Raw genomic sequence first — 23,146 nt, forward strand, 5'->3', positions numbered from 1 at the left:
GACGAAAATAGGTCTTATTTTCAACACACCGAGAATTCGAACGAGGGCGACCGGCCCGTGTCACCCCCGGTCAGTCAGACGCTGCGACCGAGGTCGACCCGTCCGGTAGCTGGTCGACCTTGCGGACGTACGAGGTGAAGTTCTCGAACAGGCGCTTGGCCTCACAGGCCTTCGCGTAGTTCTCGTCGGTGATGCCGTCGACGACTGCCTGCTTTCGTTCGTCGGGCAGTTCGTCCTTGCCGAGGGTGACCTCGCGGGCCGTTCTGGTGTCGTACTCGGGGTGGAACTGCACGCCGAAGACGTGGCCCTTGCGGAAGCCGTGGTTCCCGTAGTCGTTGCGAGCGATTTCGACCGCACCGGGCGGAAGTTCGACGACCGAGTCGGAGTGGGTCGTGAAGACGGTGTACTCGCCGTCGAGTCCCTCGAGGAGCGGGTTGTCGCCCGAGAGCTGGACCGTGCGGTAGCCGATTTCGTACTCGCCCATGTCGACGACGCGGCCACCGAGGGCGTCGGCGAGGAGCTGGTGTCCCCAACAGACGCCGAGACAGGGCAGCCCTTCGTCCGCGGCGTCGCGGACCCACTGTTTGGTGGGCTGAATCCATGCTTCGTCCCAGTAGACGGACGAGCGCGACCCTGTGACGACGACGCCGTCCCAGTCGTGGTGGTCCGGCAGGTGGCCGTCGGTTGCGCTGAACTCCACGAGGTCGGCGTCGAGTTCCCGCCGGAAGTTGCGGCGGGTGTTCTCGTCACCGTGTGCGGCGTTCAGCAGTGCGATACGAACTCGACTCATCGTGTATAGAAGGGTCACTTACCAATTAGTCAGTTACGCCTCGGCGAGTGTTTGCCGACATCTCGGAGCCTAGTCGCGTAGGGTCGACACGTAGGTAGCTCCAGACACTACGAACATGTGCCGTCGCGAGACGGCGACAGGCACTCCCCCATCCCCACCCCACAGTGTGCCTACAACAGGCGTGCCATGCCCACCCGTGCCGGGTCGAGTCGTCCAGTCACGAGTCGGCAGCGTCCTCGACGAATCCCGCGAGCGCGTCGTTGACTGGCCTGGACCGTTCGACGTGGACGAAGTGGCTCGCGTCCGGGAAGTGCTCCCGCTCGCCCCGCGGGAGCCCCTCGGCGAGGGCCTGTGCGGCTCCAGCCGACGCGAGGTCGTCGCCCCCACCTGAGACGACCAGGGCCGGCACGGTCACGTCGTACAGCGGGTCAGCGTCGTAGCCCGCGAGTGCGGCCCGCTGGCGTTGCCACGTCTCCCACCCAGCGTCCTCGTCGGTTCGCCAGCGAGCGATACCGTCGAGGACCTCGGGCATCTCCTCGCAGAACTCGGCGGAGAGCACCGTCGACAACGTCTCCCGACACGCCGACTCGTCCGTCGGGTCGGCGAAGAAGGGGTCCGGGTCGTACTCCGCTCCGGTGGTTGCCCCGCTGACCAGCGTGAGACTCCGCGCCCGGCCGTGTTTTCGAGCGTATTCGAGTGCGACCATCGCGCCGAGGCCACAGCCGACGAGGTGGACCGACGTCGCGCCGTGGTCCGAGAGGACCGAATCGAGGTCGTTCACGAACGTCGCCATCGACATGTCGCCGGCGGGCGGGTCCGACCGCCCGGTCCCGCGCGTGTTCCACACCAGCGTCTCGTAGGGACCGGCGAGATGTGCGTACTGCCAGCCCCAGAGCCACGCGCCGCAGCCGATGTCGGGCACGAACGCGACCGTCTCCCCCTCGCCGTCGGTCTCGTAGTACAGTGTCGTCCCGTCCCTGTCTACCGTGGGCATGGTGATACCGACCCCATCGAATGGGATATGCGTCACGGAACGGGCGCGGTGGGCCACCTGGTATCCGAAACCGGTGACCCCTGGCCCGGAGAACTCCTGATTCTCATTTGTTCGCGGCCGTCGCCCCCATCCTGCTGGATACAGTTTCCATAACTTCGCCACGAAATGAATTCTAAATTTTAGACAATTTTGGGTAATGGTTGGGAATATTCGTGCGCCCGAGCCGAGGTTTATGAATTAAAAATCTACTTACATTTAGCCCAATTCGATATGTATTTTAACTAATATCGGATATGGTGAAATTGCACGATGAAGGATAATTCGAATGCGGATGCGCAGATGAGTCGTCGCAAGCTTCTTCGGGCAACCGTCACAGCGGGGGCCACAGCCGTCGGCGTCAGTGGCCTCACCGGTGCGACCGCGGAGCAGCGGGATGCTGCCGGCTCCAGCCTCGAAGGGTTCGACACCAGACCAGAGATAGATGCTCGGTCTTTCAAGAAATACGCCGGTGACGATTCGAAGACCAAAGCGACGTTCGACGAGTACTTCGAGTCCATCGCGACCCAGATCGGCGAAACAGATGCGACGCCGCCCTCGTCGCTCGACGAGGCCCAGGACATCGAAGTCATCCCGGACCCCAGTGGTGGGACGATGACGCCACAGCTCGTCGCGACCTTCGAGACCGACGCGAAGGTAGAGGTCCGCGTCGACCCGGTCGAAGACCGTGCCACGGCACACGTCGAGCGAGATGGCGAAACGAAGTTCGTAGATGCCGCCGAGGGCGTCCGGACTGTCATGGGCTGCTACTACGAGCACTTCTGTGCCTCGTGGGGCTGCAGTATCAACACCGAATGGCGGATGCGTGTCTGTGAGTTCCCAGACGGAACGTACTCGCGTACGACCAGTGGTTTCGAGTGTGGTTGTGCTCGCTACGGCGACGATCCGCTCCCCTAGTCAATAGCGGACCGAATCGAACGGAACGACAGCGGGAGATGAGTGGCGGACCCGGTTGCCTTTCAGTCCACATCCACCGACGCTCGCCCGATGCTTCGCGGTCCTTTTGACGCACCGACGTGTTCTCCCGGCTAATGCACGCCATCAAGGACAGCGTTCACGACTACATCGAGGTGTCTGGGGTCGTCGCCGACCTGCTCGATACCCCCCAGATGCAGCGCTTGCGCCACGTCAAGCAACTCTCGTCGGTGCGGCTCGTCTATCCCTCTGCGAACCACACCCGCTTCGAGCACTCGCTGGGCGTCTACCACCTCGCTCGCCGCGCCTGCCGTCACCTCGATATCGACGGCTCGCGCGCCGAGGCCGTCCAGGCCGCCGCGCTCCTCCACGACGTCGGTCACGGCCCGTACGGCCACCAGACCGAGGGTATCATCCTCCGACGCCTCGGTCGCCACCACGACGAGGTCCACGACCTGCTCGGCGAGGGAGACCTCGCCCGCGTCCTCGAATCCCACGGCCTCGACACCGACGCCATCGCCGACCTCATCGACGGGCAAGGCAAGTACGGCCAGCTCGTCTCGGGGGAACTCGACGTGGACCGGATGGACTACCTCGTCCGGGACGCCCACCACTCCGGGGTCCCCTACGGGACCATCGACCAGGGCCGCCTGCTCCGTGCCCTCACCTTCATCGACGGGGACCTCGCGCTCTCGGAGGGCAACCTCGCGACGGCCGAGTCGATGCTTGTCGCCCGGGCGCTGATGAACGCCACCGTCTATCGCCACCACGTCTCCCGCATCGCGGGGTCGATGCTCGAACGCGTCTGCGAGCGCCTGCTCGACGAGACGCCGGTGTCGGTCGAGGAGTTCGCCCGGATGAGCGACGACGAACTGCTCGCGGCCCTTCGAAGATACGACGAGACCAGCGACGTGGCCGCCCGGCTCGCGACGCGGGACCTGTACAAACGGGCGGTCTGGGCGGAACTCGACGACGTGCCGGACCGGGTGGTCGATTCGGACCACACGACCCGGCGCGAACTGGAAGCTGAAATCGCCGCCGAGGCCGGCGTCTCGGCCGAGACGGTCCTGCTCGACGTGCCCGGTCGCCCGTCGATGCCCGAGTCCTCGACCCGCGTCGTGGTCAACGGCGAGGTTCGCCGCCTTCACGAGGAGTCACCACTGGTGCAGGGCCTCCAGGCAGCCCAGTCGGTCCAGTGGCGGCTCGGGCTCTACTCCCCCGAGGAGTCCATCGACCGGGTCCGTGCCGTCGCCCTCGACGTGCTCGACCTGCCCGAGGCCGGCACCCGCCCCTCGGGGTCGCGGTCCTGGCCAGCCTAAGTGGACGACAACCGCAGTTCGGAAATCGGCGGTGTCACCGGCGTCAATTTCCTGTTGGCGGGGTTACACAGCCGATACGTTTACAATACTGCATCTCGCAGTAGTCGATGGGGTACGACACCCTAATCGGATCAGTCGTTGCCTCCTGACCGATGTCCTGCTCGGCCGGGACCGAGTGGGAACTGGGATACGCCACTATCATTTCCTTTCCCTTTCACCACCCGAGAGCCAGCGGCTCGTGGCTCGCAGTCCCAAAATACAGATACAGCCCCCGTCTCAGGCCGCTTCGACCACGCCAGCCGCGGCTGCTCGTTCGTACACACGACCCCAGTACGATGCCTGTGCGAAGGTCGCGAAGGCGCTCCCGAACAGGATGCCGACGCCGAGCGCCAGCGCCGAGAGCATCGTGACGACCGCCAGCAGGATGGCGAGCGGGATGTACATGGCGACGTGTTTGGCGTAGAATCCCGTGAAGGCGAAGTCGAACACGCGGCTCGTGGTGTACGTCTCGCCGATGTCACCGGTCACGGCATAGACCGTGATGATGGCGGGCCCGATGTAGATCGCAGCCAGCACCACCAGCACGTACACCGCCGGGTGGATGTACTGGATGCTGACGAAGCCGAGAATCCCCACGGCGGCGACGAACGGCAACTGGGCGACGAACAGCCAGACCCCCTCTTTCAGCAGTTCGACGAAGTCGGTGTACTCTGGCTGGGGGTCTCCCCGGGCTGCGCTCCGGTACAGTCGGAACACGTAGCCGAACAGCACGAAGTACGGGACGACGAGGAAACTGACGAGCAGGGTCAGCCCGCCCTTGACTATCGCGCCCCACCCGTTCTCGCGGGGGTACGAGAGCGCGAACTCGAAGGGTGTCTGCTCGGGGTCGAGGCTCATACACTCGCCTCCACCGGCTGGACCGGTACCGCCACCGTCGTGTCGTCAGTGCGAAGCATCAGCCCGAGAATCTTCGAGCACCACCATAAACGTTGAGTCGTCAGGATGCGGTCAGCACGCCGTTCGAGAGCGGAGCGTCGCCCGCTCAGGCGTTCAGTACGGTCCGGAGCACGTCGGGTGCGGATTCCAGCGCGTCGTCGAGCTTGTCCGTCTCCGGGCCACCGCCCTGTGCGAAGTCCGGCGGGCCGCCGCCGCCACCGCCGACCTTCGCGGCGAGCTGGCTGACGACCTGCCCGGCGTTCACGTCGGAACCGTCGGGGACGGCGACGACGAACTGGGCGCCGTTTTGGGCGGAGCCGATGACGGCTATCTTGCCCTCTTCGACCAGGGCGTTCGCGGTCGCCCGGAGTTCGTCCGAGTCGGCGTCGATGCGCTGGACGATGGCGGGCGTGCCGCCGATGTCGACCTCCTCGGCGTCACCGGCACCGGAGGCGCGGACCTCCGCGAGCTGTTCTTTGAGGTCCTCGATGGTCTTGCCCCGGGCCTTCCACTCCTCGAAGAAGCGCTCTGCGGTCTCGGGGACTTCCTGCGGGGAGACGTCGAGCACGTCGGCTGCCGTGTACAGGGCGTCCTCGGTCTCCTGCGTGGCCACGATGGCGGCGTCACCGGCGGCGAACGTGATACGCTCGACCCCGTCCTGCACGCGTTCGGTGTTACGAATCTTGATAGCACCGATGTCACCGGTGCGGGCGACGTGCGTGCCACCACAGGCCTGTACGTCCTCGGCGACGTGGATGAGCCGGATGTTGGTGCCCGGCGGGATCCCACCCTGGTAGAGGTCGAAGCCGTGTTCCTCCTCGGCCTCGTGGCGGTGGGGCCACTCCTGTTTGACCGGCGAGTTCTCCATCACGAGTTCGTTCGCGAAGCGCTCTATCTCCTTTATCTCCTCGCGGGAGATGCGCTCGTAGTGGTGGACGTCGATACGAGAGGTTTCGACGCCCTTCTGGGCACCGGCCTGCCGGATGTGCTCGCCGAGCACCTGCCGCGCCGCGTGGATGACCACGTGGGTCGCGGTGTGGTTTCGCATCAGCTGGCGACGGCGATAGGTGTCGAGCTGGCCGCGGACGAACTCGCCCTTGCCGGGGTTCTCGTCCGTGCGGTGGAGGATGACGCCGTCGCGAATCTGGACGTTCGTCACCTCGACGGTCACGTCGTCGGTGCTGAGCGCACCGGTGTCGGAGGGCTGGCCACCGCCCTCGGGGTAGAACATCGTCTGGTCCAGCACGACGTCGTAGCCCTCCTCGCGCTCGAACACGTCGAGGACGACGGCCTCGAACTCGGTCCGCTGCTGGTCCTCGTAGTAGAGGCGGTCGGTCTCGGGCAGGTCCGAGAGGCGTTCGTCGGCGTCGCTCCCCTCTTCCTCGAACGCCTGGCCGCCGTCGTGGCGCTCGGCGACGAGCGAGAAGAAGTCGTCCGGGACGTTCACCCGGGCACCCTCTTCGTTTGCGATCTCCTCGACCATGTCCGGCTGGAGGCCGTGGCTGTCGTACAGTTCGATGAGTTCGCTCGTCGGGATGGGTTCGGACTTGCGGGCGTACTCCTCGGCGAGCTGGCGGACCTTGCGGCTGCCGCGGTCGAGCGTCTCGTGGTACTTCTCGACCTCGTTGCGGACGATTTCGCGGATGGTGTCGCGGTTCTTGTAGCCCAGACGCTTGGCCTGCATGTCGACGAGTTCGTCGAGCGGGGCGTCCACGCCGACGTTGTCACAGAGGCGCTTCGTGCGCCGCAGGACCATGCGAGAGAGGTAGCCGGTCGAGACGTTGCTCGGGACGATGCCGTCGCCGAACATGTACGCCATGGTGCGGCAGTGGTCCGTGATGGCGTAGATGTCTTCGAGGGGCTCGACGAGTTCCTCCAGTTCGGACTGGGAGACGCCGAGCTTGTCGGCGATGGTGCCGCGGGCGGTCTCCATGTCCTCGGCCTCGTCGATGTCCATGTGGCCGGCGAGCTTGGCCGAGCGGTGGATGAGCTGTTCTTCGTCCTCGGTGTGCTCGATGCCGGCGTTCTCTTTGAGGAACTGGATCATCTCGGGGTAGACCGCCTCGTAGACGGTCGGCGTCCCCTGGGACATCCACGTCCACCGCTCCAGCCCGTAGCCGGTGTCGACGATGTACGTGTCCATCGGCGAGTAGCGGTTGCCGTCTTTCATCTCGTACTCGCCGTCGGGGTCTTGCTCCATCGACATGAAGACGAGCGTGGCGAGTTCGGCCCCGCGGTAGATGACTTCGATGGCGGGCCCGGCGTTGCCGCCGCCGACCCACGGGTCCTCGATGTAGACGATCTCGTCGAGGTTCGCGCCCATCGACTCGAACAGCTCGTCGCAGTAGCGGACGGTGTCGTCCTTCCAGTACACCTCGCCCTCGTAGGCGTACTCTTCTTCGGCGTCCTCGCGGACGTTGAAGGCGTGGTGGGCCATCATCTCGAAGGCCATGGTGTGCCGGCCCGTCTTGCCGACGTTGTCGATGTCCTGCATCCGGATGCAGGGCTGGCTGATGGTCAGCGGGTTCGCTGGCGGCGGCGTCTGGCCCGAGGTGACCAGCGGCTGGAAGTCGTAGATGGACGCCTGCGTCAGCAGGACGTCGTCGCGCCAGCGGTTCGCGGCCACGGGGTACGGGTCGATGCGTGTGTGGCCGTTCTCCTCGAAGAAGGAGAGGAACGCCTCGCGCATCTCCTCGAGGGTGTACGCCTCGTCGAACCCGGGGTTGTCGATGAAACTGTAGTCCTCGCAGGGCGGCTCCCCACACGTCTCCCGGTCGTGGTCGCGCGTCCAGAAGGCGGCACCGCAGTCCACGCACTCCTGTCGCACGAAGTCTTCCTCCTCGAAATACTCGAGGCGGTACTCCTCCTCTAGAGTCATTCTTGTGCCACAGTGGCCTTTCGGTGAGTAAAACAGTTCCGCAACGGGGCAGTGAGCGGTTCGGTCGGTCCGTTCGGGCCGATTCCACCCACTCGTGGGCGACCCCGTGCCGGACGACGCCGTGCCTCGACCGGAATCGTGTCCTGTCGACGAGTTTCGCGGTGACCCAAACTGGTTCGACCGCATCGATATCCGGGCTGCTCGCGTATGGTTCTCCATGTCGACCCCTGGCCGTACCCGCTCCGGCATCGACCTCCCCTCACGGGACGAACTGCTCCGCATCGTCGGCTTCGTCCTCCTCGTCAACCTCGTCGGCGGTGCGGCCGCGGTCATCGGCGGCCCTGGCAGCGAGTGGTTCGTGAGCCTCGAGAAACCGTGGTTCTACCCGCCGAGCTGGGCGTTCGGTGTGGTCTGGACGCTCCTGTTCTCGGTGCTCGGCATCGCGTTGTACCGTGTCTGGCGCGCGGACGAGACGCGCGAGCGTCGGGTCGCACTCGGTGCCTTCGTGCTCCAGATGGCGTTCAACGTCGCCTGGACGCCCGCGTTCTTCGGGGCACAGGACCCCGGCCTCGGACTGGCCGTCATCGGGGTGCTCTGGGTCCTCGTGGTCGCGACCATCTGGGCGTTCCAGCGGGTCGACCGCACGGCCGCGGCCCTGCTCGTCCCGTACCTGCTGTGGGTGAGCTTCGCGACGGTGTTGAACTACGACATCTGGCGGCTGAACTGACGAACGGGCGGCAACATTAACCGTCTCCTCTGTTTAGAGACCGGGTATCGAAGCGAATCTGGTAGCCGTCTCATCGACGTGATTCCCGAATGACGGACGAGGCACGTGTCGTCGTGACCGCTCGCGACCCCGACCGACGGTCGGCGATAGCGGCCGCACTCGACGAGTGGGCGGCGGCGGCGATACCCCCCGAGTCTGTCGGGGAGTGGCTCGCGGCCCGCGACGCGGCCTGTTTCGTCGTCGCGGACGACCCGGCAGCCCCGCCGATTCGAGACGCCTGCGAGACCGCCCACGAGGTTCCGAGCGTCGTCTTCGCGGCCGTCGACCCCGAATCGGTCCCCTGCGACGCGGACGGGTTCGTCCGTGACGGCGGCGACGATGGTGGCGGGCGACCTCCGGACGACCGCGCCGTCGACCAGCTCCGCGACGAGGTACGCTGGCGTGTCCACAGGGGTCCACGAACCGCGGCGGTCACCGAGGACGTGTCGCGGGAGAGTCACGGGAAGATAGAGCGCCTGCACACGGTCGCCGCGGAGATGGTCGCCTGTGACACGGAAGACGAGGTGTACGAGGTCGCGGTCCGGGCGGCCGACGAGATTCTGGACCTCGACATCGTCGGCATCGACACGGTCGTCGACGGATACTTCGTCCCGCGGGCGGTCTCCGAGGAACTGAAGTCCTCGGGGTACGGCACTCTCGCAGCCGACGAGGGTGTGGCCGGCCGGACTTACCAGTCCGGCGAAGCCATCCTCGTCGACGACACCGAGGCTCACCCCGACGCGTCACCGACCGGGCCGTTTCGGTCTATCCTCTCGGTTCCGGTCGGTGAGGTCGCCATCCTGCAGGCTGGCTCCCACGAGATCGGGGCCTTCGACGAGCGCGACCGGGAACTCGTCGAACTGCTGGTGAGTCACGTCGCCGAGACGGTCGAGCGACTCCAGGCCGAAGCGGAACTCCGTCGCGAGCGCGACCGACTCTCGTCCCTGTTCGAGAACGTCCCCGACCCGGTGGTCCGGTTCGCCTACGACGATGGCGCACTCCGGGTCCAGGACGCGAACAGCAAGTTCGAGGAGGTGTTCGGCTGGTCTATCGACGAAATTCGTGGCGCGGACATCGACGAGTACATCGTCCCCGAGGGTCGCGAGGTGGAGGCGAAGCGCCTGAACGAGAAGCTCATGGCCGGCGAGAGCCTCCACGAGACGACCCAGCGCCGGACCAACGACGAGGTTCGGGATATCCTGCTCCACGTCGTCCCCTTCGAGCGCGGTGAGCGCAGCCTGCAGGGGTTCGCCATCTATACCGACATCACGGAGGAGAAGGCTCGACAGCGCGAACTGGAGCGGCAGAACGAGCGCCTCGACGCCTTCGCGAGCATCGTCAGCCACGACCTCCGGAACCCGCTCTCTATCGCTCGTGGCTACCTGACCCTCGCCGAGGAGGTCGGTGCCGCCGAACACTTCGAGGAGATTCGACTCGCCCACGAACGCATGAGCAACCTCATCGACGACCTGCTGGCCCTCTCGCGACAGGGTGACGTGGTGGGCTCGCTCGAACCGGTCCAGCTCTCCGAGGTGGCCACGCAGGCCTGGGGCGGGGTCCAGACTGGCGTGGCGACGCTCGAGTGTCTCGACGACGTGGCGCTGCTCGCCGACCGGAACCGGCTGGTCGAACTGTTCGAGAACCTGTTCCGTAATGCGGTCGTCCACGGGTGCCCGACCGACGGCGACCTCGGTCAGCGGGAGGACGAAACCCCGCTCACGGTGACCGTGGGAACGTGCTCTGGTGGCGACGGGACCTGCACCGGCGACCGCGAGTCGGAGACCGGCGGGGTGGCGTTCTTCGTCGGGGACTCGGGCTGTGGCATCCCGACCGACGAGCGTGAGAGCGTCCTCGAATCGGGGTACACAACCAGCGACCAGGGAACCGGCTTCGGCCTCACTATCGTCCAGGAGATCGCCGACGCCCACGGCTGGTCGGTGACGGTCGACGAGAGCGCGGCCGGTGGGGTCCAGTTCACCTTCACTGGCGTGACGGAGCCGCCGCTCGACAGTGCGGACTGACGGGAGCAAAGCGCTGCTCAGTTCGAGACGGCGCTGGAGTTCGACTCGAGCAGGCCGTAGAACAGCTGCGTGTGGTCGGTCACGTCGGTGAGCAGTTCGTCCAGCAGGCGGTCGGCACGCTCGGCTTGCGCCTCGACGCGCTCCGTGAGGTCGACGTACTCGTCGCTGTCCGTGAGTTCGGCCTGTGACTTGCGTGCTTCGAGGACGGCCTTCTTCGTCACCTGACCGTAGTACTCGCGGAGCTCCTCGTCGTACGCCGACCGCCGGTCGAGCCGGTGCACGCACCGGTTCAGCGTCGGCTTGTCGACCGGTTTGACGAGGTAGTCGTCGAAGCCCATCTGGACGATGTCGAAATCGGGTTCGACAGCGGTGACGATGACGACCTGGCAGTCGTAGCCGTCGGCCCGGAGTCGTTCGAGCACCTCGTCTCCCGAGATGCCCGGCAACCGGCGGTCGAGGACGACGATGTCGGTCGTCACTGTGACGGCCTCGATGGCGGATGCACCGTCTGTTACACTGCGTACGCTCCACCGGTCACCTAACCAGGAGACGTAGAGGCTCGCCAGCTCTGTATTGTCCTCGACGATGAGGACCTCTGTGGTATCGTCGGTCATGCTGTCCTCCCGAAACCATCCAAATCGATGCTGTTCTTTTGTATAAATGTCTTGGCCGGTGAACGGACAGACTGATTGATATATCGTGTGGTCGGCCGTGAAAAATGATTCCCCGGTGGTATCGTGTCAGTCGAGCGCGAGCGACGCCAGCAGCGCCTCTAACTGGACGCGCTCGCTCGCACCCTGGGTGATGCGGAAGTCGGCCTCGCCGACGCGGTCCATCAGGCGGACTGCTGCCTCCTCGGAGAGGTCGAACTCCCACGCAGACCGGTGGAGCTGGTCGATGATGTCGCCGCCCGCGAGGCCGCGCTCGGTGAGGAGTTCGTCGAGTTTCGCCCGGGCCGCGATGAAGTCGCCCGCGATGGCGTCGGTGACCATCGCCTCGACCTCCTCGGGCCGCGCCGTGGCGGTGATGGCGTAGACGGTCTCCTCGGACACCTCGTCGCCCATGACCGAGGCGGCCTGGAGCGCGTTGATGGCCTTGCGCATGTCGCCGTCGGCCGCGTAGACGAGCGCGTCGACGCCCTCGTCGGTGAGCGGGATGCCCTCCTCACCGGCGATGTAGCGGACCTGCGTCGCGACCGCGTCGTCTGCCAGTTGCGTGAACCGGAACACCGCACACCGCGACTGGATGGGGTCGATGATCTGGCTGGAGTAGTTACACGAGAGGATAAAGCGCGTGTTGTTCGAGAACTGCTCCATCGTCCGGCGCAGGGCGGACTGGGCGTCGGAGGTCAGCGCGTCGGCCTCGTCCAGGAAGATGATGCGGTAGTCGTAGCCACCGAAGGACGTCCGCGCGAAGTTCTTGATACGGTCGCGGACCACGTCGATACCGCGCTGGTCGGAGGCGTTCAGTTCGAGGAAGTTCTCGCGCCACTCGTCGCCGTATATCTCCTTGGCGATGGAGACGGCCGAAGCGGTGTTGTGCATCACGGTGGGGACCGCACCTGCGACGTAGTTGTGGCTCTCCGGGACCGTCAGGTCGTACACGCGAGTTTCCTCGTCGACCGGGTCGACGGATTCGACCTCGTCGTAGTACAGGTCGGCACTGACGAGTGCTTCCAGTTTCTGAATCGAGTCAAGTACGTCGACCGAGAGCATCTCGTTCGCGATGGACTCGATAGCCTCGGTTACCGTCTCGAACCGGGTGAGAGAGGCGATGTCGTGGTCCTCTGTCCGGACGAGATTCGCTACATCTGCACCACGAACACCTGCCTCGTCGCCGACTCTATTGAACGAGACGCCGAGCGCGTCGATGGCCGACGCCAGTTCGTTCTGAACCGCTCGGACCGGCGGTGTCCCCTCCGCCTCACCGAGGGTCACCAGTATCTCTTCTGCCCGTCTCGCGGTCGGTGCCCGACGGCCATCCGAGTATTCGAGCAGCCGGTCGGTTCGGACGCCGGTTTCCGCTGCGACTTCCTTGCGCGTCGTGAGTGGTCCGAGCTGTTCACGGGACCCCACCCACGTCGCTGGTGTCTTCGAGACGGCCTTGATGTCGGCTCGAATCTCGGCCGTCGTCTCGTGGACGGCCTGTGCCGTCTCGAGTCGATCGTTCGCCTCGACCAGAAGCGTTCTGAGGGCGGTCTCGTAGGTCTCTCTGCCGGGCGTCTCCGGGTTCAGGCTCTCGGGGACGACGCTGTTCTTGTCGATGTGTAGTCGCTGACAGACGTCGTCGACCGCCGACTGCACCGGTATCGTGTCGTGGTTCGGGTTCGAGTCTTTCTCGGTGTGCTTCGCGAGTGCCTCGGCTTTGTAGTCGATGGTGAAGCCGATGGCATCCTCGAACCGTCGAACGTTTGGCGCACCTGATATCGAGAGGACGTGATACTCCCGCTTCTTGCCGCTCCCGTTCGTTGCGGCCTTTCGCTTCACCGTCCGTCTGGACGGGATACCGAAACTGGAGAGCAGATACGAGAGGAGTGTGATGTGGTCGCCGTTCTTCTGCGTAAGTTCCAGAATACCGTTGTCCGCGACATACCCCTCTGCGTCGAACATCGCCCGGCAGAATGCGGCCCGTGCTTCGTCGTCGGCACGGACGAGTGCGGAGCCGATACCGTCGCCACTCGTGGCCCCATCGAACACGTCGAAGCAGGACTCGAGGAAGTGCGTGAGCGTCTGAGAGATGACCCGAACGAAGGGGGTTCCGCCCTGCTCGCCCCGAGTCGGTTCGAGTCCGAACAGGTCGATGACGGTCTGCTCGAATTCGTCGAGAAGTGTGTCGTCGGTGTTGTAGAACCGGATTCGGCCGTTGTCGATTCGTGCTTCGCTCACCGTGAGACCGAGGAACGATGCGAGCCGCGGCGTCACTTCGTTCGTGACCTCAATCGGCGTCGAAGCGTACCCGTTGGCGTTGACGTACTCGATTCGGTCTATCTCGCTGTACAGTCGGTCGCGGGAAATGTCGAGGTCAAGGAGCGTCGACAGCGGCACGCGGTCGGTGGTTCCTTGATAAGTCAGGTTGTGTTCAGCCGCGAAGTCCGCCGAGACATCGGCGTAGATTCGGTTGGGGTCGACCTCGTCGAGCCAGTCGAGTTCCGCCTCTCCCTCTGGAACCGGTGTGCTACGTGGTCGAACGACTCTGTCACCTGATTCTACGTCTTTGGCCTGCCGCCATTCGAGGCCGTCAGCAGAGAGGACGAGCAGTCGGTGCTCTGGCGTGACCGTCACCTGATTCCCATCGCGGGTGGCCACTTTGACTACGTTGTCGGCCTGCTTCCCGAACACCTTCGACGGCGTCACGTACTCGAAGTTCCCCTGCGCGTCGAAGGTGACTACCTGCAGGTCGTCGTCTGGTTCCGCGAACCCATCTACGTCGCCGACGACATCCTCGATACGCTCGATACCGCGATTCGTCAGAACTGGGGTCTCCCCAGTTACACACTTCCCGACGCCCGCCGGCCCCGCGAACATGAGGTGGGGCAGTTCGTCCTTCGCGATGTAGCTCTGCAGGCGTCCGATGATGTCCTCGTGTCCGACCACGTCGTCCAGCGAATCCGGCCGGTACTTCTCGATCCAGACCTCGTTGCGCCCCCCGGGTCGTGCGCCGGTCTCGTCGGCCTCGCTCATGAGCGAACGGAAGGCTGGCCCGTTCATAAAGCCCCCGAGACGAAGCGTGCGAGGGAGTGGCATCGTTCTCAGGTTTTGTAAATCAACGTATGCTGTTTTCTCCTCAAAAGTCGAATACATACGCGTGGTCCCCATGAAAACCAGAAACAGATTTGTCGTTCTAATTGTCACGTTGCTCGTCGTGCTCGGGTCGATTCCGGGTACCGTCGCCGCGGAGCAGGCCATCGCCGGCACGTACGTCGTCGAGGAAGGCGAGACGGTGAACGGGCTGGAAGTGGTCGGCGCGACGGTCGTCGTCCGCGGGACGGTGCAAGGTGACCTGAACGGGGTGGCCGCCGACGTCCGAATCGAGGACAGCGGGGTCGTCACGGGTGACGTGAACGTCGCCGCCGCGAGCGTCACCATCGCCGGACGCGTCGACGGTAACGTCAACGTCGGGACCGCCACCCTGCGCGTCCTCGACGGTGCCGTCGTCGGTGGCAAGCTCGCCGCCGGCGCGGCCGACGCGACCATCGCGGGCGAAATCAAGGGTGACGTCGAGATGGGTGCGGACACCATCCGGCTGACCGACACGGCCGTCGTCGGCGGTGAGTTCCGCTACGACGCCGAGGAACTGGTCGGTGTCGACCAGGCGAGCATCGCGGGCCCCGTCGTCAGGGACGAGTCCATCGGCTCGGGTGACTTCGGCTTCGAGGTCGCCTCCGACCTCGCGGAGGGCCTGTTCGTCCTCTACGGGTTCATCGTGAACCTCGTGGTCGGTGCCATCCTCCTGCTCGTGCTCCCCGGCTTCTCCCGCCGGGTGGCCGACCGGGTCACCAGCGAGCCGGTCAAGAGCGGTGGCGTCGGGCTGCTCGCCCTGCTCGCAGTGCCGGTCGCGCTCGTGCTCATCGCGATAACCATAATCGGCATCCCCATCACGCTGGTCGGTGCCGGGCTGTTCGCGCTCACGGCGTGGATCGCCCTCATATACGGCCGATTCGCGGTCGGGACCTGGCTGGTCGAGCGGGCCGGCGGCGAGAACCGCTGGCTGGCGCTGGTCGTCGGGCTCTTGCTCGGTGCCCTGTTCGACCTGCTGAGCTGGGTCGGTGACATCGCGAACCTCGCCGTGTTCCTGCTCGGCCTCGGCGCGCTCGCGCTCGTGCTCTCCGACGAGATCGGTCGCAACCGCGACCGCAAGTCGCCGGCGGGCGAAGAGTCGGATGAGGCCAGCGACGACGCCGGCGTCGGTGGCGTCCCGGGTGCCTGAAGACCGAGTAACGACACGCTTAGGCCCGCGGGACGGCAAGGACCGCCCATGCAGGTCACCGTGGACGTGAAGGGCGAGGGGACCCACGAACTGGACCTCCCCGACCCGACGTACGCCGACCTCCTGTGCGAACTCGACCTGAGTCCGCACGAGGTGAGCGTCCTCGTGGACGGCCGACCCGTCCCGGAGGACCAGCCCGTCGCATCGGCCGAGGTAACCGTGTTGCGGCTCATCAAGGGCGGGTAGATGCCCGCCGAGTTCTCGCTCCCGAACGTCGGCCCGGGGCCGGACCCGTGTTCGCTCGGCGACCTCGCGGCCGACAACGACTTCGTTCTCTTGCTGTTCCAGCGCGATTACCACTGCATCAACTGCCGGAAGCAGGTCCAGCAGGTGAAAGCGCGCTACGACGAGTTCAGGGCTCGAAACACCGAGGTGGCCTCAATCGTCCCCGAACCCACAGCGCAGGTCCGGGACTGGCAGGACAGCTACGACCTTCCCTACCCCTTGCTCGCGGATTCGGACGCCGCGGTCGGCGACGCCTACGACCAGCCTGTCCGGTACGGAATATTGGGACGGTTCAGCGACTTCTTCGGCCGGATGCCCGAGGCCGTGTTGCTCGACGCGCGAGGCGAGCGGCCCGAAATCGTCTGGAGCCACGCCGGAACGTCCACGTTCGACCGGCCGAGCATCGACGAACTGCTGGCCGAGATAGATTCCCGGCGCGAAACCCATGCGAGTTCGTGAGGCACGGTCCGACGAACGCGAGGCCGTCGAGGCCATCCTCGACGCCGCGATGCTCCAGACCGACACCGTTCAGGCGGCCGTCGACCGGGGCGACGCGCTGGTCGCGGTCGAAGACGGTCGGCTCCTCGGTGCAACGATTCTCGACCCGAAACCGGGGGGTCTGCACGTCGACGCCATCGCGGTCCGGCGGCGACGACGGGGGCAAGGTATCGGGTCGGCGCTGGTGGCGGCGGCCAGCGAGAACGGCGACCGGCTCACGGCCGCGTTCGACCCCGACGTGCGACCGTTCTACGAGGAACTTGGGTTCGAGATTCGCGAGCGAGACGGGCGGCTCTGGGGCGCGCGGGAGTAGACAAGTCACTCCCGGAGGTGGTCTTCGATTCGCTCTGCGACCAGCGAGAACCGGAGGGCGACGACGAACAGCAGGGCGAACGCGACGGCGTCTTTGGGCAGGCCGACGAACATGGCTGCAACTGCGAACGGGCAGAAGGGGGCGTCGACGGTGGTTCTGGAGGGCAACGTTTGGCGTGAACCCGGTAGACAACGAGTGTCCAGCCGAGCGATCACTCGAACAGTTTCGAGACGCTGCGCTCTTCGTCGCTGTCGTCTGCTGCGGTTCCGCTGCGGTCGTCGGTCGCGCCGTCGGTCCGGAGTCGGTCTCCCGTCTCGCCGTCGGTGTTCTCGGCGATACGCTCCAGCGCCACGACGAGTCGCTGGAACAGTTGCAGGGTCAGGTAGGCGAGGTAGAAGCCGACCGGAATCGTGGCGATGATGAAGCCGAGCAGGAGCTGTCGAGTGAGGATGGCGTAGGCCACGGCGAGGACGAGGGAGAAGCCGTAACCGGCTTTCAGGGCAGTGCGGGACATACCCGCATGTACTGTCGGAAACGCCAAAAAACGTTCAGTTCGGTCTCGGACTCAGACCAGCGATTCGACGAGTTCCCGGCCGTCGGCCAGCAGCGCCTCGACGCGCTCCGCGCTGGCGGCCTCGGCATACACCCGCATCTTCGGCTCGGTCCCGCTCGGGCGCACGAGCACCCACGACCCGTCTTCGAGCAGGAGTTTGAAGCCGTCCCTGGTGACCACGTCGGCGACCGCGGTCCCGGCGACGGCGTCGGGAATCTCGTCGCTCAGGTCGTCGACGACCCGCGCTTTCTCGCTGTCGGGGCAGTCCACGCTCACCTTGTTCTGGTGAATCTCGCCGTGTTCTTCGAGGAGGTCGTCGACGCGCTCGTCGTAGGGTCGCTCGTTCTCGACTGCGGCGGCGAGCAGCGCCACGAACACGCCGTCTTTCTCGGGGATGTGGCCGCGGACGGTGAACCCGCCCGACTCCTCGCCGGCCATCAGCGCGTCGTGCTCTTGCATGGCCTGGGCGACCCACTTGAAGCCCACGGGGACCTCGACCACGTCCTCGCCGTGGGCTTTCGCGATGCGGTCGAGCAGGAAGGTCGTCGAGACGGTCCTGACCACGGGTCCTTCCTTCGATTCGAGCAGATAGTCGTACGTCGCGGCGAAGAACAGGTTCTCGTCGAGGAAGCCGCGCCCGGGGGTGACGACGGCGATGCGGTCGGCGTCCCCGTCGTTGGCGATGCCGAGGTCTGCACCGGTCTCTCGTACCCGCTCGGCCAGTGCTTCGAGGTTCTCCGCGCTCGGTTCCGGCGGGGTCCCGCCGAACTCGGGGTCGGTCTCACACCGAATCCGCTCGACGGTCGCACCGGCCTCTTCGAGCAGGCGGTCGGTCGTGTCGCGGCCGGAACCGTGCATCGCGTCGTAGATCACCGTGAGTCCGGAGAGGTCGTCGGGGACGAGCTCGCGCGAGTGCTCGAAGTGCGGGGAGACGAAGTCGACCTCCTCGACGGTACCGTGTTCCGCCTCGGGAAGTGGGTCCGGTTCTGCCAGTCGTTCCTCGATAGCGTCCGTCACTTCGGGAAGGGCGGGGGCGGCGTCGTCCGGGATGAACTTCACGCCGTTGTACTCCGGCGGGTTGTGGCTCGCGGTGAGCATCAGCGCGCCCGCGAGGTCGCGGTGGCGAATCTGCCACGCCGTGAGGGGAGTCGGGCGGTCCCGGTCGGGGAGCACCACGTCGAACCCATTCGCACACAGCACCCGCGCGAGTTCCTCGGCGAACCCGGGGGAGGACTCGCGGGCGTCGTAGCCCACTGCGACCGTCTCGCCACCTCGTCCCTCGTCACGCAGGTAGGTGGCGACGGCCTGTCCGACCATCCGCACGCGGGGGGTGGTGAACTCGTCCAGTGTCGCTCGCCAGCCGTCGGTCCCGAAAGTGATGGCGTCCATGTTCGGGACAAGACCTGCCCCGGCGATAAATCCCACCGACGGCGTTCACTTTCACTCCGGTACGAACAGGACTTTAACCCAGCCGTTCGATATTACCATTAGCGCCCCTGAGCGGCGCGAGTCCCACTTCGGGGCGCGACGCACACCGCTCTGCGTCGAGAAACAACGAACCGGCGGAGGTGAGTGCAAATCGGAAACGGCCTCCGCGTAACACTCGCATCGGGTGGTGTCTCCCTGCTGGCACAGGGACTGGAATCCGGCTGGATTCTCATCGCCGTTGCAGTGTTCGCATCGTCTGACGAGCAGTCCGAGTGATACCGTCGGTCGCTGGCACGACCGTCGGCCCTTTTTTGGTACCTCGCACAGACGACCCGTCTCTGTATCCTACACGTGTCAGTTGCGCGTACACGCTCAAATAACTTTACTTCCACCGGGATTCTCCAGCCTCCCGCGAGACGCCTTATCGGCTCACGAGACGTACCTTCAGCACGGAACCCACCATGCCAGTCGAGAAGACACAGCGAACACACGGAATCGACCGAGCGGCCCACGACTCGTTCGTCGACTGGGTCGAAGAGCACCCCGCCGAGGCCACCATCGAGTTCAGTGCTACCGGTACGACCGAAGACGTGGCAGTCCACACGGAGTCGACCATCGGCGAGTTCGTCATGGGCGACGAGACGAAGGGGACCGACCGGAACTACACCATGGCGGTCGGTCTCCCCGCCGAGGTGGAGGAGGCGATGGGCTACACCGACCCGATGGACCGGTGTGAGGCAGTCGAACTCGCGCTCGCGGGGCTGACCGCCTGCATCAACGGGACGATACAGCTCAACGCCATGCGCGAGGGAATCGCCGTCGAGGACGTCACCACGACCGTCTCCATCCCGTTCGACCCGCGGGTCCTGCTCGGCGTCCACGACACCGACCGGGCCGGCGAGATGCTCGGTGACCTCGACATCGAGGTCCAGGTGACCGGGTCGAACCTCTCCGAGGCCGACATCGAGCGCATCGAGACGTTCCCACAGCGCTCGCCCGTGTTCAACCTGCTCACCCGGTCACACCCGACCGAGCCCACGGTCCACGTCTCGACCTGACCGAACTGTGACCGACGGAACCCCGTGGCTGGCGGTCGGTTCGACCACCGTCCTGTTGGGTTGACTGAACTACCACTGCCTAAACTGACGAATTTTTACCCGTGGCCCCCCGAGAACCGGCGATGAGCAGTACACCGACCGTCCTCGCGGTCAGTGGCAGTCTCCGCGAGACGAGTTACACGAGAACAGCCCTGTTACACGCACTGGCTGCGGCCGAGGCGGCCGGTGCCGAGACCGAACTCCTCGACCTCCGGGAGGCTGCCCTCCCGATGTTCGACCCCGACGAGGACGACCAGGGCGAGAGCGAGTACGTTCTGCAGGTCCGCGAGGCCGACGCCGTCATTCTCGGTTCCCCGGTCTACCACGGGTCGTACTCCGGCGCGCTGAAGAACTTCCACGACTTCTGTAGCTTCGACGACTACGAGGACACCGCAGTCGGCCTGCTGACGACCGCCGGCGGTGGCTCCTACGGACCGACGCTCGAACACATGCGCAGCACGGTTCGTGGGGTCCACGGGCACGTCGTGCCCGAACAGGTCGGCATCCGAAAGGCGTACGACAAGTTCGAGTCGGACCCGGACGCTCCGGGCGGACGGGCGTTCACCGACGAGGACATCGCAAAGCGTGTCGCCTCGCTCGCCGAGGCCGTCGTCGCGGCCGCGCGTCGATTCGACACGGCGTGTGAAGGGCGGGCCGTGGCCGACGACTGACCCGCCCACGTTCCGGGGATTGACTGTCCTTTTTCCCTCGTCCGCTCCTACCGGTTCACATGGCCGACCAGCCACGGGTGGGTATCCTCTGTCGGGCCGACCACGACGTGTTCTCTGGAGTCGCAAACACCCTGCGTGACCGCGACGTTGGCGTCACCTTCTACGACCCCGAGGTGCCCCTCGACGGGGAGACGGTCGCCGGGCTTGACGCCATCGTCTCGAAGAAAACCCGGCCGGCGACGTACACCACGCTTCGTCGGGCGGCCGCCCTCGACGTGCCCGCGTGGAACGACTTCGTCGTCTACTGCATCTTCGGGTTCCGGCTCGTCGGCCTCCACGCGCTCGAGGCCGTCGGGTTCCGGACGCCACCCGTCTCGTTCGCGCCGCCCGAGGGCGAGTACGTCGCGAAGGCGTGTCGAAGCTGGGAGGGCGAGCCCGTTCGCAACAGCGAGGGGGACTTCTACCAGTCCTTGCTCCCGGCCGACCCGGTCGACCACAAGTACTACTGCGTCGACGACGGGGACCGGTATCACGTCCGGGTCCTCGAAGCGGCGTCGAAACTCGGCGGCGAGAAGCGCATCCTTGGCCGCCGAGACCCCGACCCCGAACTCGCGGCGAAGGTCAGGGAGTTGGCGACCCGGACGGGTGCCCGTGGTGTCGGTGTCGACGTGGTGCAGGTCGACGGGGAACCGTACGCCGTGGACGTGAACCCGTCACCGAGTTTCCGAGGGACGTCGTTCGAACCAGTCCTCGCCGACTCTATCCAGTGTCTCCTTCGATGAGCACCTCTTTCTCGCGCCGCGAGAGCTGTTTTATCTCGTACTCACGCGACATCGCTGCCGACTTCGACGAGAACGATTCCTGGTAGCGGAGTTCGACCGGCGTCCGGCCGCGGGTGTACTTCGCGCCCTCGCCAGCGTCGTGCTCGGACACGCGTCGCTCCACGTCGGTCGTGTAACCGGTGTACAGCGTCCCGTCGGCACATTCGACGACGTAGACGTAGTGCTCGCTCACGGGTCGAGACGTGGTCAGCCGAGTACAGAAAGGCTTCGCGTGGTGGTTGGGTGCGGCTTCGTCGCGTTCGTCGCGTTCGTCACGCCGTCACGTCGTTCGCGCGCGTCGCCGTGCTTCTTCCGCGATGCCTGCATTCGCCGAGCAGCTCACACAGGCGAGTATCCGTCCGTGTTCGTCGGCGAAGACGCGGGCGAACTGTTCTGAGACGTGCGCACCGCAATTATCACACGTTGGCATGGTTTTCTCCGGCGGTCACAGCCGGTACCCGGTGGTTGGCAACACACCACCATATACCTGTTCCAGATTCTCACCCAAATTCGGGAAAGAGAAAGCAACATTTTCCTCTTCCTGTTCGAGTTGGCGAATCACTCGTTTCTACTTTGCGAAACCGAAATAGTAGTTTCCCACATGCAAAATCAGGTGCCACAGAGGGTGGATATCCAGGGCGACTCTCCGTCGACGGAGGTTCACGCCGTGGAACCGCGCGCGAGCCGTCGAACTCTCGCCAGAACCCGCGGGCGAGACGGAGATTGGGCAGAAAGACACCGTTCGCCAGTGTCGATGGTGAGACGACGGAATCGCCGAATCGGGGCGTAAACCCTCGCAGTCTTGCGATTTCGGGCTGATGCGTCTGCCATCTCGACACGAAACCGACCCCCGCTACATGCCCGTCTCAAGGCCTATCACCGCTACATACAGCAAGTATTATAAAGGGGGCGTGGGAACCAGCGTTCGTATGGCAGACCTCATCGTCAAGGCAGCCGTTAAGGAAGCGCTCAAGGACAAGAACGTCGCATCGGACTTCTACGACGCACTCGACGAGGAAGTCGCTGAGCTCCTCGAGGACGCCGCCCGACGCGCCGAGGCGAACGACCGGAAGACGGTCCAGCCGCGCGACCTGTAAACTCGGTCGCTTCACCTTCTAACCATTCTCTGAAGACGAAGAGCGATAGCGCCGTCCGTCAGCGGGTGCGTCGCTCGACACCGTCGTCGCGACCCACGTGTACCTCGTCGGCCATATCGACGAATAGCCCGTGCTCGACCACGCCGGGGAGTGCCGACAGGTCGGTCGCGAGCGCCGCGGGCTCGTCGACGACACCGAAGTCACAGTCGAGGACGACGTTCCCGTTGTCGGTGACGACCGGGCCGTCCTTGCGTTCTGCCTGGCGCAACACCGGGTCGCCGCCGAGGGCAGCGATGGCGTCGGCCACGGTCGGCCGGGCGGCCGGGAGCACTTCGACCGGAATCGGATAGTCCAGGTCGTCGGTGAGTTTCGACGGGTCCGCGACGACGACGAAGCGGTCCGCGGCCGCGTCGACTATCTTCTCACGGGCGTGTGCTGCCCCGCCACCTTTGACCAGCGTGAAGCCCGCGACCTGGTCGGCACCATCGATCGCCACGTCGACCCGGTCGACCGCGTCGAGCGAGGTCAACGGAATCCCGTGCTCCAGTGCCAGCTGGCGCGACTGGAACGAGGTCGGGATGCCCTCGACGTCGAGGCCCGCGTCGACCGCCTGCCCCAGCGCCTCGATGGCGTGGGCTGCGGTCGACCCGGTCCCGAGGCCGACGACCATCCCGTCGGTGACGAGGTCGGCCGCGCTCTCGCCCGCGCGGCGCTTCTGTTCGGTGGTGCCGCTCGTGTTCTTCATGTGTGTCGGGTGCACCCCGAATCGAGTAATCAGTTT

General features: G+C 65.5%; 25 protein-coding genes. 13 read left to right on the plus strand and 12 right to left on the minus strand.

Annotated elements, in window-relative coordinates:
* Window positions 1-70: 70 nt before the first annotated feature.
* Complete coding sequence (locus ACSC1R_RS06045; protein ID WP_439028179.1) at window positions 71-790, minus strand: type 1 glutamine amidotransferase; 720 nt, start codon at window positions 788-790, stop codon at window positions 71-73.
* A 217-nt stretch (window positions 791-1,007) separates the two neighbouring features.
* Entirely contained in the window at window positions 1,008-1,784 is a 777-nt protein-coding gene (locus ACSC1R_RS06050; protein ID WP_439028180.1) for an alpha/beta fold hydrolase, read from the minus strand.
* Between the two features lie 339 nt (window positions 1,785-2,123).
* On the opposite strand from ACSC1R_RS06050, the gene ACSC1R_RS06055 reads away from it, so the two are divergent.
* Window positions 2,124-2,738 carry a hypothetical protein gene (locus tag ACSC1R_RS06055; RefSeq protein WP_439028181.1) on the plus strand — a complete coding sequence of 205 codons (615 nt, stop codon included), beginning with the start codon at window positions 2,124-2,126 and terminating at the stop codon, window positions 2,736-2,738.
* Between the two features lie 134 nt (window positions 2,739-2,872).
* Window positions 2,873-4,075, plus strand: a complete 1,203-nt coding sequence (locus tag ACSC1R_RS06060) for an HD domain-containing protein (RefSeq protein WP_439028182.1) — start codon at window positions 2,873-2,875, stop codon at window positions 4,073-4,075.
* Window positions 4,076-4,351: 276 nt separating this feature from the next.
* Here the strand turns inward: ACSC1R_RS06060 and ACSC1R_RS06065 are convergent, their stop codons facing one another.
* Together ACSC1R_RS06065 and alaS are read right to left on the minus strand one after the other, a co-directional pair.
* The gene (locus ACSC1R_RS06065) at window positions 4,352-4,972 is read right to left on the minus strand and encodes a DUF4013 domain-containing protein (RefSeq protein WP_439028183.1); all 621 of its coding nucleotides are present in this window, start codon (window positions 4,970-4,972) and stop codon (window positions 4,352-4,354) included.
* A 145-nt stretch (window positions 4,973-5,117) separates the two neighbouring features.
* The gene (gene alaS / locus ACSC1R_RS06070) at window positions 5,118-7,889 is read right to left on the minus strand and encodes an alanine--tRNA ligase (protein ID WP_439028184.1); all 2,772 of its coding nucleotides are present in this window, start codon (window positions 7,887-7,889) and stop codon (window positions 5,118-5,120) included.
* A 217-nt stretch (window positions 7,890-8,106) separates the two neighbouring features.
* On the opposite strand from alaS, the gene ACSC1R_RS06075 reads away from it, so the two are divergent.
* Window positions 8,107-8,616, plus strand: a complete 510-nt coding sequence (locus ACSC1R_RS06075) for a TspO/MBR family protein (RefSeq protein ID WP_439028185.1) — start codon at window positions 8,107-8,109, stop codon at window positions 8,614-8,616.
* Window positions 8,617-8,705: 89 nt separating this feature from the next.
* Complete coding sequence (locus ACSC1R_RS06080; RefSeq protein ID WP_439028186.1) at window positions 8,706-10,676, plus strand: ATP-binding protein; 1,971 nt, start codon at window positions 8,706-8,708, stop codon at window positions 10,674-10,676.
* A gap of 17 nt (window positions 10,677-10,693) precedes the next feature.
* Here ACSC1R_RS06080 and ACSC1R_RS06085 read toward each other — a convergent pair whose 3' ends face one another.
* Window positions 10,694-11,290 (minus strand): response regulator, encoded by a 597-nt coding sequence (locus tag ACSC1R_RS06085; protein ID WP_439028187.1) that lies wholly within the window; start codon window positions 11,288-11,290, stop codon window positions 10,694-10,696.
* Window positions 11,291-11,416: 126 nt separating this feature from the next.
* Complete coding sequence (locus ACSC1R_RS06090) at window positions 11,417-14,356, minus strand: replication factor C small subunit (RefSeq protein WP_439028188.1); 2,940 nt, start codon at window positions 14,354-14,356, stop codon at window positions 11,417-11,419.
* Between the two features lie 133 nt (window positions 14,357-14,489).
* Here ACSC1R_RS06090 and ACSC1R_RS06095 point away from each other — a divergent pair, with 133 nt between their 5' ends.
* Genes ACSC1R_RS06095 through ACSC1R_RS06110 form a run of 4 tightly spaced genes read left to right on the plus strand, consistent with a single transcriptional unit; the run spans window position 14,490 to window position 16,698 of the window.
* Window positions 14,490-15,602 carry a bactofilin family protein gene (locus ACSC1R_RS06095; RefSeq protein WP_439028189.1) on the plus strand — a complete coding sequence of 371 codons (1,113 nt, stop codon included), beginning with the start codon at window positions 14,490-14,492 and terminating at the stop codon, window positions 15,600-15,602.
* Window positions 15,603-15,650: 48 nt separating this feature from the next.
* On the plus strand, window positions 15,651-15,848 hold the full coding sequence (gene samp2 / locus ACSC1R_RS06100; protein ID WP_439028190.1) for a ubiquitin-like small modifier protein SAMP2: 198 nt from the start codon (window positions 15,651-15,653) through the stop codon (window positions 15,846-15,848).
* Window positions 15,849-16,346 (plus strand): peroxiredoxin family protein, encoded by a 498-nt coding sequence (locus tag ACSC1R_RS06105; protein ID WP_439028191.1) that lies wholly within the window; start codon window positions 15,849-15,851, stop codon window positions 16,344-16,346.
* Window positions 16,333-16,698, plus strand: coding sequence for a GNAT family N-acetyltransferase (locus ACSC1R_RS06110; protein WP_439028192.1), 366 nt, complete (start codon window positions 16,333-16,335; stop codon window positions 16,696-16,698). Before ACSC1R_RS06105 ends, ACSC1R_RS06110 begins: the two co-directional genes overlap by 14 nt.
* Window positions 16,699-16,703: 5 nt before the next feature.
* Here ACSC1R_RS06110 and ACSC1R_RS06115 read toward each other — a convergent pair whose 3' ends face one another.
* The 3 genes from ACSC1R_RS06115 to ACSC1R_RS06125 are packed head-to-tail and all read right to left on the minus strand — an operon-like array spanning window position 16,704 to window position 18,640.
* Window positions 16,704-16,865, minus strand: coding sequence for a hypothetical protein (locus ACSC1R_RS06115; RefSeq protein WP_439028193.1), 162 nt, complete (start codon window positions 16,863-16,865; stop codon window positions 16,704-16,706).
* Between the two features lie 44 nt (window positions 16,866-16,909).
* Window positions 16,910-17,212, minus strand: a complete 303-nt coding sequence (locus ACSC1R_RS06120; RefSeq protein WP_439028194.1) for a hypothetical protein — start codon at window positions 17,210-17,212, stop codon at window positions 16,910-16,912.
* A gap of 51 nt (window positions 17,213-17,263) precedes the next feature.
* Complete coding sequence (locus tag ACSC1R_RS06125; RefSeq protein ID WP_439028195.1) at window positions 17,264-18,640, minus strand: phosphoglucomutase/phosphomannomutase family protein; 1,377 nt, start codon at window positions 18,638-18,640, stop codon at window positions 17,264-17,266.
* Between the two features lie 183 nt (window positions 18,641-18,823).
* Here ACSC1R_RS06125 and ACSC1R_RS06130 point away from each other — a divergent pair, with 183 nt between their 5' ends.
* The 4 genes from ACSC1R_RS06130 (at window position 18,824) to ACSC1R_RS06145 (ending at window position 21,229) form a co-directional block, all read left to right on the plus strand.
* Entirely contained in the window at window positions 18,824-18,955 is a 132-nt protein-coding gene (locus ACSC1R_RS06130) for a hypothetical protein (RefSeq protein WP_439028196.1), read from the plus strand.
* Window positions 18,956-19,140: 185 nt separating this feature from the next.
* Window positions 19,141-19,737, plus strand: a complete 597-nt coding sequence (locus tag ACSC1R_RS06135; protein WP_439028197.1) for an OsmC family protein — start codon at window positions 19,141-19,143, stop codon at window positions 19,735-19,737.
* A 122-nt stretch (window positions 19,738-19,859) separates the two neighbouring features.
* Window positions 19,860-20,447, plus strand: a complete 588-nt coding sequence (locus tag ACSC1R_RS06140) for an NADPH-dependent FMN reductase (RefSeq protein WP_439028198.1) — start codon at window positions 19,860-19,862, stop codon at window positions 20,445-20,447.
* Window positions 20,448-20,506: 59 nt separating this feature from the next.
* On the plus strand, window positions 20,507-21,229 hold the full coding sequence (locus ACSC1R_RS06145; RefSeq protein WP_439028199.1) for a hypothetical protein: 723 nt from the start codon (window positions 20,507-20,509) through the stop codon (window positions 21,227-21,229).
* Here ACSC1R_RS06145 and ACSC1R_RS06150 read toward each other — a convergent pair.
* Together ACSC1R_RS06150 and ACSC1R_RS06155 are read right to left on the minus strand one after the other, a co-directional pair.
* The gene (locus ACSC1R_RS06150) at window positions 21,207-21,461 is read right to left on the minus strand and encodes a GIY-YIG nuclease family protein (protein ID WP_439028200.1); all 255 of its coding nucleotides are present in this window, start codon (window positions 21,459-21,461) and stop codon (window positions 21,207-21,209) included. The genes ACSC1R_RS06145 and ACSC1R_RS06150 overlap by 23 nt on opposite strands.
* 87 nt (window positions 21,462-21,548) lie before the next feature.
* Window positions 21,549-21,698: a DUF7563 family protein gene (locus ACSC1R_RS06155; RefSeq protein ID WP_435320101.1), complete on the minus strand. Its 150-nt coding sequence runs from the start codon at window positions 21,696-21,698 to the stop codon at window positions 21,549-21,551.
* A gap of 499 nt (window positions 21,699-22,197) precedes the next feature.
* On the opposite strand from ACSC1R_RS06155, the gene ACSC1R_RS06160 reads away from it, so the two are divergent.
* Window positions 22,198-22,365, plus strand: a complete 168-nt coding sequence (locus ACSC1R_RS06160) for a DUF1931 family protein (protein WP_261649355.1) — start codon at window positions 22,198-22,200, stop codon at window positions 22,363-22,365.
* A gap of 58 nt (window positions 22,366-22,423) precedes the next feature.
* Here the strand turns inward: ACSC1R_RS06160 and rpiA are convergent, their stop codons facing one another.
* Window positions 22,424-23,110 (minus strand): ribose-5-phosphate isomerase RpiA, encoded by a 687-nt coding sequence (gene rpiA / locus ACSC1R_RS06165; protein ID WP_439028201.1) that lies wholly within the window; start codon window positions 23,108-23,110, stop codon window positions 22,424-22,426.
* Between the last annotated feature and the right edge of the window lie 36 nt (window positions 23,111-23,146).

This window comes from Haloarchaeobius ordinarius (assembly GCF_051801355.1).
GTDB lineage: Archaea > Halobacteriota > Halobacteria > Halobacteriales > Natrialbaceae > Haloarchaeobius.